This is a genomic window from Streptomyces sp. 549 (genome assembly GCF_030124175.1).
Taxonomy (GTDB): domain Bacteria; phylum Actinomycetota; class Actinomycetes; order Streptomycetales; family Streptomycetaceae; genus Streptomyces.
On sequence record NZ_JASKMT010000012.1, the window covers coordinates 53,322 to 65,772 of the forward strand.

A 12,451-nucleotide genomic window follows, 5' to 3' on the forward strand; every position below is an offset into this window, starting at 1 on the left:
CGCACGCCTGTGCCGACAGTAGGGGCGACATAAAAGCTCCCCCGTTGGACTGCTATCGTCCGACGCCGAGAGTGTGGCGAGCAACGGAGCGTGCGCTGTGCGGGACAGCGACGCGTCCTATCCGCCTTTGTGAGGGTCGTCCTGCCGCCGCGCCGGCCGTCCTTATCTCCCGCGATACCCAGTCCAGTGCCGCTCCGTGGCCGTGTGCCACGCCGACACATCGAGGTAGCCGTACCTATGCGTCATACCGAAGGAGCTCGCGGTGAGTAGTGACCAGTTGCTCGCCTTCGAGGTCGACTGCCACCTGTTCAAGGGATGTGGCTTCGAGGCACCGAGCGTGTGGTCGTTCATCTTCGACCCGATCTTCACCATCGGCCCCGTCGAGTTCAACAAGCCGATGCTGCTGGCGATCCTCGGCACCGTCCTGATCATGAGCTTCTTCTGGGTTGCCTTCTCCAAGCCGAAGGTCGTGCCGGGCAAGCTGCAGATGGTCGCCGAGGTCCTCTACGACTTCGTGCGCAAGGGCATCGCCCGCGAGGTGATCGGCAAGAAGGGCGAGCCGTTCGTACCTCTGCTGGTGTCGCTGTTCTTCTTCGTCTGGATGCTGAACCTCTGGGCGCTGATCCCGCTTGCGCAGTTCCCGGTCAGCTCGGTGATCGCCTACCCGATCGGTCTTGCGCTGGTCGTCTGGGTCACCTATATGACCGTGACCTTCCGCAGCAACGGCTTCGTCGGCGGCATGCGCAACCTGTGTGTGCCCGGTGGCCTGCCCAAGCCGATCTACGTACTGCTGACGCCGCTGGAGTTCGTCTCCAACGTCTTCGTCCGGCCGTTCACGCTGGCCGTGCGACTCTTCGCCAACATGTTCGCCGGTCACATCCTGATCCTGATCTTCACGATCGCGACCTGGTACATGCTCGGCACGCTGCTCGGCACCGTGTACGCCACCGCCTCGTTCGCCCTGACGCTGGTCATCACGGTCTTCGAGATGTTCATCCAGGCGCTGCAGGCGTACGTGTTCACCGTGCTGACCGCCACCTACCTCTCCCAGGCGCTGGAAGAGGCTCACTGAGCCCCGGCGCCCGCCGCCGCCAGCCACCAACCCCCTCAGACGTCCGGTGGACCAACCACCCACCGGCCCACCAAGAGAAGGAACCACGGAATGTCTGCTCTCGAGACGCTCGCGGCCGTCACCGGCAACGTCGGCACCATCGGCTACGGCCTGGCCGCGATCGGCCCCGGCATCGGCATCGGCATCATCTTCGGTAACGGTGTGCAGGCCATCGCCCGCCAGCCCGAGGCCGCCGGCCTCATCCGTCAGAACATGCTGCTCGGTTTCGCAGTCGTCGAGGCCCTGGCCCTGATCGGCTTCGTCGTCCCGTTCATCGTCAAGTAACGGTCCGATCGCAGCCGGATTCGACGAAAGGTCCACCATGATGTACCAGGCAGCCGAGGAAGCACAGAGTCCTCTGTTCCCGGTCTGGCCCGAGATCGTCATCGGTCTGCTCTGCTTCGGCATCATCTTCTTCGTCTTCGCCAAGAAGCTCCTCCCCGCCATCAACAAGGCACTGGAAGAGCGTCACGCGAAGATCGAGGGCGGCATCGAGAACGCCGAGGCGCTGCAGGCCGAGGCCCAGCAGACGCTCGAGGAGTACCGCGAGCAGCTGAAGGACGCCCGCCACGAGGCCGCGCGCCTGCGCCAGGAGGCGCAGGAGCAGGGCGCCGCGCTCATCGCCGAGATGCGTGCGGAAGGCCAGCGGCAGCGCGAGGAGATCGTCGCCGCCGGTCACACCCAGATCGAGGCCGACCGCAAGCAGGCGTCGCTGGCTCTTCGCCAGGACGTCGGCAAGCTGGCCACCGACCTGGCGGGCCGGCTCGTCGGGGAGTCCCTTGAGGACCACGCCCGGCAGAGCCGCGTCATCGACCGGTTCCTCGACGAGCTCGAGGGTTCCACGACGAACGCCGAGGCCGCCCGATGAACGGAGCGAGCCGCGACGCACTGGCTGCCGCTCGGGAGCGACTCGACGCGCTCACGGACAACACGTCCGTGGACGCGGCGAAGCTCGCCGACGAGCTGGCCGCCGTCACCGCTCTGCTCGACCGTGAGGTGTCGCTGCGTCGGGTCCTGACCGACCCGGCGCAGTCCGGCGACGCCAAGGCCGCGCTGGTGGGCCAGGTGTTCGGCGGCCAGGTCGGCGGCGAGACCGTCGACCTGGTGACCGGAATGGCCCGCGCCCGTTGGTCCCGTTCGCGCGACCTGGTCGACGCGATCGAGCAGCTGGCCGACATCGCCGACCTCATCGCGGCCGAGCGCGACGGCACCCTGGACGACGCCGAGGACGAGATCTTCCGGTTCAGCCGGATCGTCGCCTCCTCGACGGAGCTGCGGGCCGCGCTGAGCGCCAAGATCGGCACCCCCGCGCACCGGAACGCGCAGCGCGAGCTGCTCGCCCGGCTGCTCGGCGGGCGGGCCCGCCCCGTCACCGAGCGTCTGGTCGCCCGCCTGGTCGCCCAGCCGCGAGGACGTAGCCTGGAGAGTGGGCTCGAAGCCCTCAGCAGGCTCGCGGCCGACCGGCGCAACCGCTCGGTGGCCGTGGTCACCTCCGCGGTGCCGCTCAGCGACGGTCAGCGGGAGCGCCTCGGCGCCGCTCTGACCCGGCTGTACGGCCGGCAGGTGCACCTGAACCTGGACGTGGACCCCTCGGTCCTCGGCGGGATCATGGTGCGGATCGGTGACGAGGTCATCAACGGCACCGTCGGCGACCGTCTCGAAGAGGTCGAGCGGCGGATGGCCGGCTGACGCCGGCCCCACCAACTCAACAAGCAGTACATAGCGGCCCGAGTTGGGCCGTAGCAGACACTTACGGGCCCAACAAGGAGAGCAGGGAACCCAGATGGCGGAGCTCACGATCCGGCCGGATGAGATCCGGGACGCGCTGGAGAACTTTGTCCAGTCGTACACGCCGGACGCGGCCTCGCGCGACGAGGTCGGGACGGTCAGCGCTGCCGGCGACGGCATCGCCAAGATCGAGGGCCTTCCCTCGGTCATGGCCAACGAACTGCTGAAGTTCGAGGACGGAAGCCTCGGTCTCGCCCTCAACCTCGAGGAGCGGGAGATCGGCGCGGTCGTTCTCGGCGAGTTCAGCGGCATCGAGGAGGGCCAGCCGGTGCAGCGCACCGGTGAGGTCCTGTCCGTCGCGGTCGGCGAGGGCTACCTCGGCCGTGTCGTCGACCCGCTGGGAAACCCGGTCGACGGCCTCGGCGAGATCAGCACCGAGGGTCGCCGTGCCCTCGAACTGCAGGCCCCCACGGTCATGGACCGCAAGTCGGTTCACGAGCCGATGGAGACCGGCTACAAGGCCGTCGACGCCATGACCCCGGTCGGCCGCGGTCAGCGCCAGCTGATCATCGGCGACCGGCAGACCGGCAAGACCGCCCTGGCGGTCGACACCATCATCAACCAGCGCGACAACTGGCGCTCGGGCGACGTGAACAAGCAGGTCCGCTGCATCTACGTCGCCATCGGCCAGAAGGGCTCCACCATCGCGTCCGTACGCGGTGCGCTGGAGGAGGCCGGCGCGCTGGAGTACACCACCATCGTCGCCGCCCCGGCGTCCGACCCGGCGGGCTTCAAGTACCTGGCGCCCTACACCGGCTCGGCCATCGGCCAGCACTGGATGCACCAGGGCAAGCACGTCCTGATCATCTTCGACGACCTGTCGAAGCAGGCCGACGCCTACCGCGCCGTCTCGCTGCTGCTGCGCCGCCCGCCGGGCCGCGAGGCCTACCCCGGCGACGTCTTCTACCTGCACTCCCGGCTGCTGGAGCGCTGCGCGAAGCTCTCCGACGACCTGGGTTCCGGCTCGATGACCGGTCTGCCGATCGTCGAGACCAAGGCCAATGACGTCTCGGCGTTCATCCCGACCAACGTCATCTCCATCACCGACGGCCAGTGCTTCCTGGAGTCCGACCTGTTCAACGCGGGCCAGCGCCCGGCGCTGAACGTCGGTATCTCGGTCTCCCGCGTCGGCGGCTCCGCCCAGCACAAGGCGATGAAGCAGGTCTCCGGCCGGCTGCGCGTCGACCTGGCCCAGTTCCGTGAGCTGGAGGCGTTCGCCGCCTTCGGTTCCGACCTGGACGCCGCGTCGAAGGCGTCGCTGGAGCGCGGCCAGCGCATGGTCGAGCTGCTCAAGCAGGATCAGTACGCGCCGTACTCCACCGAGGACCAGGTCGTCTCCATCTGGACCGGCAGCACCGGCCTCATGGACGACGTGCCGGTGGCGGACATCCGCCGGTTCGAGCGCGAGCTGCTGGACTTCCTGCACCGCGAGCACAAGGACCTGATGACCTCGATCCGCGACGGCGGCAAGCTGTCCGACGACACGCTGCAGAAGCTGGGCGGTCTGGTCAACAGCTTCAAGCAGCAGTTCGAGACCGCGGACGGCAAGCTCCTGGGCGAGGGCTGAGCATGGGTGCCCAGCTCCGGGTCTACAAGCGGCGGATCAAGTCCGTCACTGCGACCAAGAAGATCACCAAGGCGATGGAGATGATCGCCGCCTCGCGCATCATCAAGGCGCAGCGCAAGGTGGCGGCCTCCAGCCCGTACGCCGAGGAGCTCACCGCCGCGGTCACCGCGGTGGCCTACGGGGCGGACGTCAAGCACCCGCTGACCACCGAGGTGGAGACGCCGATCCGGGCCGCGGTCCTGCTCGTCACGAGCGACCGCGGACTGGCCGGCGGCTACTCCAGCAACGCGATCAAGGCTGCTGAGCACCTCACGACGCGGCTGCGGAACGAGCGCAAGGACGTCTCGACGTTCATCGTCGGCCGCAAGGGCGTGGCGTACTACAACTTCCGCGAGCGCAAGGTCGAGGAGTCGTGGGCCGGGTTCACCGACAGCCCGACCTACGCCGACGCGAAGGCCGTGTCCGCCCCGCTCATCGAGGCCCTTCAGCGGGACACCGCTGAGGGCGGCGTCGACGAGCTGCACATCGTCTTCACCGAGTTCGTCTCGATGATGACGCAGACCCCGGTCGAGCGCCGGATGCTGCCGCTGACGTTCGAGCACACGGCGGAGGAGTCGGCGAAGGTCTTCCTCGGCGACCGCATCCGTCCGCTGTACGACTTCGAGCCGTCGGCCGAGGAGGTGCTCGACGCACTGCTGCCGCGGTACGTCGAGAGCCGGGTGTACAACGCGCTGCTGCAGGCCGCCGCCTCCGAGCACGCCGCCCGTCGGCGTGCGATGAAGTCGGCGACCGACAACGCCCAGGACCTCATCAAGTCGCTCACGCGGCTTGCCAACGCGGCCCGTCAGGCCGACATCACCCAGGAAATCAGCGAGATCGTCGGTGGTGCCAGCGCGCTGGCCGACGCCTCTGCGGGGAGTGACCGATAACTATGACCACCACTGTTGAGACGGCCCCCGCGTCCGGCGCGGCAACCGGCCGCGTCGCGCGGGTCATCGGCCCGGTCGTCGACGTGGAGTTCCCCGTCGACGCGATGCCCGAGATCTACAACGCCCTGACCGTCGAGGTCGCCGACTTCGCCAAGGGCAGCGGCACCAAGACGCTGACCATGGAGGTCGCGCAGCACCTCGGAGAAGGCGTGGTGCGCGCCATCTCCATGGAGCCCACCGACGGCCTGGTCCGCCAGGCCCCGGTGACGAACACCGGCGAGGGCATCACCGTGCCCGTCGGCGACGTCACCAAGGGCCGGGTGTTCAACACCCTCGGCAAGATCCTGAACGAGCCGGAGGCCGAGTCCGAGGTCACCGAGCGCTGGCCGATCCACCGCAAGGCCCCGGCCTTCGACCAGCTCGAGTCCAAGACCGAGATGTTCGAGACCGGCCTGAAGGTCGTCGACCTGCTGACCCCGTACGTCAAGGGCGGCAAGATCGGCCTCTTCGGCGGCGCGGGCGTCGGCAAGACCGTGCTCATCCAGGAAATGATCATGCGTGTGGCGAAGCTGCACGAGGGCGTTTCCGTGTTCGCCGGTGTCGGTGAGCGCACCCGTGAGGGCAACGACCTCATCGAGGAGATGGCCGAGTCCGGCGTGCTCCCGCAGACCGCCCTCGTCTTCGGCCAGATGGACGAGCCCCCGGGCACCCGCCTGCGGGTCGCGCTGGCGGGTCTGACCATGGCGGAGTACTTCCGCGATGTGCAGAAGCAGGACGTGCTGTTCTTCATCGACAACATCTTCCGCTTCACCCAGGCCGGCTCCGAGGTCTCCACGCTGCTCGGCCGGATGCCCTCCGCGGTGGGTTACCAGCCGAACCTGGCGGACGAGATGGGTGTGCTCCAGGAGCGCATCACCTCGACGCGCGGTCACTCGATCACCTCGATGCAGGCGATCTACGTCCCCGCGGACGACCTGACCGACCCGGCCCCGGCGACCACCTTCGCCCACCTGGACGCCACCACGGTGCTGTCCCGTCCGATCTCCGAGAAGGGCATCTACCCGGCGGTCGACCCGCTGGACTCGACGTCCCGGATTCTGGACCCGCGCTACATCTCGCAGGACCACTACGACTGCGCCTCGCGTGTCAAGGGAATCCTGCAGAAGTACAAGGACCTCCAGGACATCATCGCCATTCTCGGTATCGACGAGCTGGGCGAGGAGGACAAGCTCACCGTCCACCGCGCCCGCCGCATCGAGCGCTTCCTGTCGCAGAACACCCACGCGGCGAAGCAGTTCACCGGTCTCGACGGATCGGACGTGCCGCTGGACGAGTCGATCGCCGCGTTCAACGCGATCGCCAACGGCGACTACGACCACTTCCCCGAGCAGGCGTTCTTCATGTGCGGTGGCCTGGACGACCTCAAGGCCAAGGCCAAGGAGCTGGGCGTCTCCTGACACCCGCGCTTCGGTGGTGAGGGGCGGGTTGCCCCGCCCCTCACCCCACGCACCCACTATCCTGTGACAACCCCAGTTCCAAGGAGCCACTGTGGCTGAGCTGCACGTCGAGTTGGTTGCCGCCGACCGCAAGGTCTGGTCCGGCAAGGCCAGCCTGGTCGTCGCGCGCACCTCCACGGGTGAGATCGGTGTCATGCCCGGCCACCAGCCGCTGCTGGGTGTGCTGAAGTCGGGACCGGTCACCATCCGCACCACGGGGGAGAGCGGCGACGGTACCGTCATCGCCGCGGCGCACGGCGGTTTCATCTCGTTCGCCGACAACAAGCTTTCGCTCCTGACCGAGATCGCGGAGCTCAGCTACGAGATCGACGTCGAGCGGGCCGAGCGGGCGCTGGACCAGGCCAAGGCGGACCAGGACGCGGCGGCGGAACGCCGTGCCGAGATCCGCCTGCGGGCTGTGGCGGCTGCACGCTGAGCCCGTACGGACACAAGAATCAGCCGCGGACGGCTCCGGAGTACACGCTCCGGACGGTCCGCGGCTGAAGCCATCATTGGTGCGGTCCGCGCCGGGGGCGCGGTACGCAGGAGTCATGCGAGGAGGTCGGTGAGTGATGGTCCTCGCTCTGCTGCTGTGCGGACTGTTCCTGGTGCTGCTGCTGGTGGCGCTTTTTGTCTTCGGTCTGCGCCGGAGGCTCATCCAGCGCTCCGGCGGCACGTTCGACTGCAGCCTGCGCTGGGACGTGGCGGACGACGAGTCGGCCGACCCCAAGGGCAAGGGCTGGAGCTACGGCGTGGCCCGCTACAGCGGCGACCGCATCGAGTGGTTCCGGGTCTTCTCCTACGCGCCGCGCCCGCGGCGCTCCCTGCAACGCGACGCCATCGAGGTCCTCCAGCGGCGCACGCCGCACGGCGAGGAGGAGTTGGCGCTGCTCTCGGACGCGCTGGTGCTCGCCTGCCGCCACAAGGGCGTGCGGGTGGAGCTGGCGATGAGCGAGGACGCGCTGACCGGCTTCCTCGCCTGGCTGGAGGCCGCCCCGCCCGGGCAGCGGGTCAACGTCGCCTGATCCCCGTTCCGGGGACGGACCGCCGCGTTCAGCCCAGATCCTTGACCATGGTGTCGGAGACCGGCCCTGAGGCCACGGTGGTGTAGCCCTCGGCGGCGTAGAGCTTGGCGGCCCGGTTGGCGCGCTCCACGCTGAGGGAGAGCTGGGAGTGCCCGGCCGCGGCGGCCTGTGCGCCCAGAGCGCGCAGCAGCGCCCGGCCCAGGCCCCGTCCCCGCTGCCCCGGTGCGACGGCGAGTGTCAGTTCCGGTATGTCCTCGGCGACGAAGCCGTATCCCGCGTCCGCCGCGGGGAACAACCGCATCCAGGCGGCCCCGGCGGGCCGAGGCGTGCCGTCGGGTCCTGGCGTCTCGGCGACGAGCCCGAGGTCGCCGGGGAGCGGCCAGCCGCTGATGTAGTGGGCGATGAGTGGTTCGTCCAGCGCCTGCTCGCGGGTCATGGGAGTGCGGCCCGGCTGCCAGTTCACCGCCTCCAGGAGCATGTCGGTGAGGAAGCCGGCGTCCTCCGGGGCGGCCGGGCGCAGGGCGTACCGGGTCTGGTCCATGGAGACGATCTTGGTGGGTCCTCCGGGAGCCCGCAAGGGCCCTGGGACACCTGTCCGGAAGGCGCCCCACCCGCCCGGACCGAGGTCGGGGTGGGTGGGGCGTGACCGGACCGGGGGACGGCGGGCGGGCCGTCCCCCGGTCGGTTGGGGGGTGGCGTCCGTGCGGGCCGCTGTACGGCCCGTGGGTGGGGGGCTAGCTCCTCAGCCCGTTGTGGATGGCGGTGATCAGCTCGCCGTTGGCGGTGTCCCCGGTGGTCTCCCAGAAGAAGGCGCCGCCGAGGCCCTGCTGCTTGGCGTAGGCCATCTTCCCGGCGATCGTCTGGGGGGTGTCGTAGCTCCACCACTCGTTGCCGCAGTGCGCGTAGGCGGTGCCGGCGATGGTGCCGGTGACGGGGCACTTGTTCTTGAGGACCTTGTAGTCCTCGATGCCCGCCTCGTACGTGCCGGGCGCGGCTCCGGTGGCGGTGCCACCGGGTGCGGACTGGGTGACGCCGGTCCAGCCGCGGCCGTAGAACCCGATGCCCAGCAGCAGCTTCTTGGCCGGGATGCCCTTGGCCTTGAGCTTCTGGATGGCGGCGTCGGAGTTGAAGCCCTGCTGCGGGATGCCGTCGTACGCCCGCAGCGGCGAGTGCGGAGCGGTGGGACCGGTCCGCGCCCAGGCGCCGAAGAAGTCGTACGTCATCACGTTGTACCAGTCGGTGTACTGGGCGGCGCCGCCGTAGTCGGCCGCGTCGATCTTGCCGCCGTCGGAGGCGTCGGCGGTGATGGCGGCGGTGACCAGCTTGTTGCCGAACTGCTGGCGGAAGGCCTGCATCATGGTGCGCATCACGGACGGGCCGCTGGTGTCGCACTTGTCGCCGCAGGCGTTGGGGTACTCCCAGTCCAGGTCGATGCCGTCGAAGACACCCTTCCAGCGGGGGTCGTAGACCAGGTCGTGGCAGGACTTGGCGAACGCCTGCGGGTTCTTCATGGCGTCGCCGAAGCCGCCGGACCAGGTCCAGCCGCCGAAGGACCACAGCACCTTGATGTGCGGGTACTGCTGCTTGAGCTTCAGCAGCTGGTTGAAGTTGCCGCGCAGCGGCTGGTCCCAGGTGTCGGCCTTGCCGTCGACGCTCTCCGCGGCGGAGTACGCCTTGTCGGTGGCGGCGTAGGCGTCGCCCATCGTGCACTTGCCGCCCTGGACGTTGCCGAAGCTGTAGTTGATGTGGGTCAGCTTCTGGGCGGAGCCGCTGGTGACGAGGTTCTTCACGTGGTAGTTGCGGCCGTAGACGCCCCACTCGATGAAGTAGCCGAGGTTGATGTGGTCACCGGGCGGCGGCTCCTCGCCGCCTCCTCCGGTGGTCCTCGCCGTCACCGGGGCACTGGCGGGGCCGACCTGGTCGGCGGTGTCCCGGGCGCGAACGGTGTAGGTGTAGCTGGTGCCGGCGGTGAGCCCGGTGTCGGTGTACGTGCGGCCCGTGACGGTGCCGACCCGCGTGGAACCGCGGTACACGTCGTAGTTCTTGATGCCCCTGTCGTCGGTGGCCGCCGCCCAGCCGAGCGTGATCGAGGTGTTGGTGATGTTGCTCGCCGTGGGCGTGCCGGGCGCGGACGGCGGGTTGTCACCGGGAGTGCCTCCGCCGTCGCAGGAGGCGCCGTTGAGGGTGCAGGCGGTGGCCGAGCCGCCGCCGCTACCGGTGCCGTTGAAGCCGAAGCTGGCGGTGGCGCCGGGGGCGAGGGTGCCGTTCCAGCCGCGGTCGGTGGCCTTCCAGCGGCCGCCCGAGCCGGTGATGTTGGCGTCCCAGAACGAGCCGACGGTGGTGCCCGAGGGGAAGTTCCACTCCAGCGTCCAGCCGTTGATGGCCGTGGTGCCGGTGTTCTTGATGGTCCACTTGCCCTCGAAGCCGGTGCCCCAGTCCGAGGTCTTGGTGTAGGTGGCGGTGGCAGACGCGGCATGCGCCGGGGCCGCCAGCACCGTCAGGCCCGCAAGGGGGAGGAGCAGCACGGTGATCACCGCGGCCACTCTGCGTCTTATGGTTCCTCTGCTGCTCAAGGATGGCTCCTCGGTAGGGATCCGATGGAACGATGGAGCCTGCGCCGCCCGATGAGTGCGCCGTCGCCTGATGGACCTGACGTGCTCACCGCAGTTGTGCTGGAGCGTAAAGTGGTCTGGACCAACGGTCAATAGGTCTGGACCAAAACGCTTCTTAGAGGAAACGGCACCGGCCGCGGTGGCGTCGAAGGCCGCGACTCCCGCTCGGCGGTGCCGGACACGGCGGAGCCGGGGGGACGGCGGGCGGGCCGTCCCCCCGGCGGTCGCTGCCTCCGGAGGCGGAGACACCACCGCCCCGGGCGGGGAGGTGATGCCTCCGGAGAGGGTGCTACGAGGCGTTCAGCCCGTTGTGGATGGCGGTGATCAGCTCGCCGTTGGACGTGTCCCCGCTGGTCTCCCAGAAGAAGGCGCCGCCGAGGCCCTGCTGCTTGGCGTAGCTCATCTTGCCGAGAATGGTCTGCGGGGTGTCGTAGCTCCACCACTCGTTGCCGCAGTGCGCGTACGCGGTGCCGGCGATGGTGCCGGTGGCCGGGCACTTGCCCTTGAGGACTTTGTAGTCCTCGATGCCCGCCTCGTACGTGCCGGGCGCGGCTCCGGTTGCGGTGCCGCCGGGTGCTGACTGGGTGACGCCGGTCCAGCCGCGGCCGTAGAACCCGATGCCCAGCAGCAGCTTGTGCGCGGGCACGCCCTGCGTCTTCAGCTTCTGGATGGCCGCGTCGGAGTGGAAGCCCTGCTGCGGGATGCCGTCGTAACCCCGCAGCGCCGAGTGCGGTGCGGTCGGGCCGGTCTTGGCCCAGGCGCCGAAGAAGTCGTACGTCATCACGTTGTACCAGTCCGAGTACCGGGCGGCGCCCGCGTAGTCGGTGGCGTCGATCTTGCCGCCGGTCGAGCCGTCAGCGGTGATGGCGGCGGTGACCAGCTTGTTGCCGAACTTGGCGCGCATCGCCCGCATCATGGTCTCGAACGCCTTGGGACCGCTGGTGTCGCACGTCTCGCCGCAGGCGTTGGGGTACTCCCAGTCCAGGTCGATGCCGTCGAAGACGCCGGCCCAGCGCGGGTCGTTGACCAGGTCGTGGCAGGACTTGGCGAACGCGTCCGCGTTCTTCACCGCGTCCCCGAAGCCGCCGGAGTACGTCCAGCCGCCGAACGACCACAGCACCTTGATGTGCGGGTACATCTTCTTCAGCTTCAGCAGCTGGTTGAAGTTGCCGCGCAGCGGCTGGTCCCAGGTGTCGGCCTTGCCGTCGACGCTCTCCGCGGCGGAGTACGCCTTGTCGGTCGCGGCGTAGGCGTCGTCCAGCAGGCACTTGCCGTTCTGGACGTTGCCGAAGGAGTAGTTGATGTGGGTCAGCTTCTCCGCGGAGCCGTTGCTCACCAGGTTCTTCACGTGGAAGTTGCGGCCGTAGACGCCCCACTCGGTGAAGTAGCCCAGGTTGATGTGGTCACCGGGCGGGTTGGGGTTCGGCCCCGGATCCGGGTCGGGATCGGGATCGGGGTCCGGGTCGGGGTCCGGTCCCGGGCCGGGGCCGCCGCCGGAGCCGTCGCAGGCGGCGCCGTTGATGAGGCAGCCGCTGGGTGAGCCCGGACCGGTGCCGTTGAAGCCGAAGCTGACGCTGGCGCCCGGGGTCAGGGTCCCGTTCCAGGCCAGGTTGACGGCGGTGTAGCTGTTGCCGTCCTTGGTGACCTTCGCGTCCCAGTGGGAACCGACGCCGGTACCGGACGGGAAGTCCCACTCCAGCTTCCACGAAGTGAGCGTGGTGTCACCGGTGTTCTTGATCGTCCACTGGCCGCCGAAACCGCTGCCCCAGTCGGACGTCTTCTGGAACGTCGCCGTCGCCTTCTCGGCTGCCTGGGCCGGGGAGGCGAGGGCGACCATGCCGCCGATGGGGATCAGCAGCGCCGCAGAGGCCGCGAGGACCTTGCGCGTCATGCGTAGTGCGGTGGTGCGTGTCGTTCTCAAGG

At 69.0% G+C, this 12,451-nt stretch carries 12 protein-coding genes; 9 read left to right on the plus strand and 3 right to left on the minus strand.

All coding sequences use genetic code 11. The features are described 5' to 3' along the window. The first annotated feature begins 244 nt into the window (after positions 1–244). The 9 genes from atpB to QNO07_RS15655 all read left to right on the plus strand — a co-directional run bounded on the left by atpB (position 245) and on the right by QNO07_RS15655 (position 7,916). Entirely contained in the window at positions 245–1,072 is an 828-nt protein-coding gene (atpB, locus tag QNO07_RS15615; RefSeq protein ID WP_283992710.1) for a F0F1 ATP synthase subunit A, read from the plus strand. Positions 1,073–1,162: 90 nt separating this feature from the next. After that, a complete protein-coding gene (gene atpE, locus QNO07_RS15620) occupies positions 1,163–1,396 on the plus strand; it encodes an ATP synthase F0 subunit C (RefSeq protein WP_283992615.1) in 234 nt (77 codons plus the stop codon). A gap of 37 nt (positions 1,397–1,433) precedes the next feature. Further along, positions 1,434–1,979 carry a F0F1 ATP synthase subunit B gene (locus tag QNO07_RS15625; protein WP_283992616.1) on the plus strand — a complete coding sequence of 182 codons (546 nt, stop codon included), beginning with the start codon at positions 1,434–1,436 and terminating at the stop codon, positions 1,977–1,979. Then, positions 1,976–2,800, plus strand: coding sequence for a F0F1 ATP synthase subunit delta (locus QNO07_RS15630; protein WP_283992617.1), 825 nt, complete (start codon positions 1,976–1,978; stop codon positions 2,798–2,800). Before QNO07_RS15625 ends, QNO07_RS15630 begins: the two co-directional genes overlap by 4 nt. Positions 2,801–2,894: 94 nt before the next feature. Next, positions 2,895–4,466, plus strand: a complete 1,572-nt coding sequence (gene atpA, locus QNO07_RS15635; RefSeq protein ID WP_283992618.1) for a F0F1 ATP synthase subunit alpha — start codon at positions 2,895–2,897, stop codon at positions 4,464–4,466. A gap of 2 nt (positions 4,467–4,468) precedes the next feature. After that, positions 4,469–5,395, plus strand: a complete 927-nt coding sequence (locus QNO07_RS15640; RefSeq protein ID WP_283992619.1) for a F0F1 ATP synthase subunit gamma — start codon at positions 4,469–4,471, stop codon at positions 5,393–5,395. A 2-nt stretch (positions 5,396–5,397) separates the two neighbouring features. Continuing rightward, positions 5,398–6,852 (plus strand): F0F1 ATP synthase subunit beta, encoded by a 1,455-nt coding sequence (gene atpD / locus QNO07_RS15645; RefSeq protein WP_283992620.1) that lies wholly within the window; start codon positions 5,398–5,400, stop codon positions 6,850–6,852. A 91-nt stretch (positions 6,853–6,943) separates the two neighbouring features. Further along, positions 6,944–7,327: a F0F1 ATP synthase subunit epsilon gene (locus tag QNO07_RS15650; protein WP_283992621.1), complete on the plus strand. Its 384-nt coding sequence runs from the start codon at positions 6,944–6,946 to the stop codon at positions 7,325–7,327. Positions 7,328–7,463: 136 nt separating this feature from the next. Continuing rightward, positions 7,464–7,916: a DUF2550 domain-containing protein gene (locus QNO07_RS15655; protein WP_283992622.1), complete on the plus strand. Its 453-nt coding sequence runs from the start codon at positions 7,464–7,466 to the stop codon at positions 7,914–7,916. A 28-nt stretch (positions 7,917–7,944) separates the two neighbouring features. Here the strand turns inward: QNO07_RS15655 and QNO07_RS15660 are convergent, their stop codons facing one another. The 3 genes from QNO07_RS15660 to QNO07_RS15670 form a co-directional block, all read right to left on the minus strand. Next, entirely contained in the window at positions 7,945–8,457 is a 513-nt protein-coding gene (locus tag QNO07_RS15660) for a GNAT family N-acetyltransferase (RefSeq protein WP_283992623.1), read from the minus strand. Between the two features lie 193 nt (positions 8,458–8,650). Beyond that, on the minus strand, positions 8,651–10,489 hold the full coding sequence (locus QNO07_RS15665; RefSeq protein WP_283992624.1) for a glycosyl hydrolase family 18 protein: 1,839 nt from the start codon (positions 10,487–10,489) through the stop codon (positions 8,651–8,653). A gap of 328 nt (positions 10,490–10,817) precedes the next feature. After that, complete coding sequence (locus QNO07_RS15670) at positions 10,818–12,419, minus strand: glycosyl hydrolase family 18 protein (protein ID WP_283992711.1); 1,602 nt, start codon at positions 12,417–12,419, stop codon at positions 10,818–10,820. Positions 12,420–12,451: the final 32 nt, after the last annotated feature.

Excerpts from the sequence above, each read along its gene's own strand:
- atpE (WP_283992615.1), top strand. The coding sequence starts at position 1,163 with ATGTCTGCTCTCGAGACGCTCGCGGCCGTCACCGGCAACGTCGGCACC.
- QNO07_RS15625 (WP_283992616.1), top strand. The coding sequence starts at position 1,434 with ATGATGTACCAGGCAGCCGAGGAAGCACAGAGTCCTCTGTTCCCGGTC.
- QNO07_RS15630 (WP_283992617.1), top strand. The coding sequence starts at position 1,976 with ATGAACGGAGCGAGCCGCGACGCACTGGCTGCCGCTCGGGAGCGACTC.
- atpA (WP_283992618.1), top strand. The coding sequence starts at position 2,895 with ATGGCGGAGCTCACGATCCGGCCGGATGAGATCCGGGACGCGCTGGAG.
- QNO07_RS15640 (WP_283992619.1), top strand. The coding sequence starts at position 4,469 with ATGGGTGCCCAGCTCCGGGTCTACAAGCGGCGGATCAAGTCCGTCACT.
- atpD (WP_283992620.1), top strand. The coding sequence starts at position 5,398 with ATGACCACCACTGTTGAGACGGCCCCCGCGTCCGGCGCGGCAACCGGC.
- QNO07_RS15655 (WP_283992622.1), top strand. The coding sequence starts at position 7,464 with ATGGTCCTCGCTCTGCTGCTGTGCGGACTGTTCCTGGTGCTGCTGCTG.
- QNO07_RS15660 (WP_283992623.1), bottom strand. The coding sequence starts at position 8,457 with ATGGACCAGACCCGGTACGCCCTGCGCCCGGCCGCCCCGGAGGACGCC.
- QNO07_RS15670 (WP_283992711.1), bottom strand. The coding sequence starts at position 12,419 with ATGACGCGCAAGGTCCTCGCGGCCTCTGCGGCGCTGCTGATCCCCATC.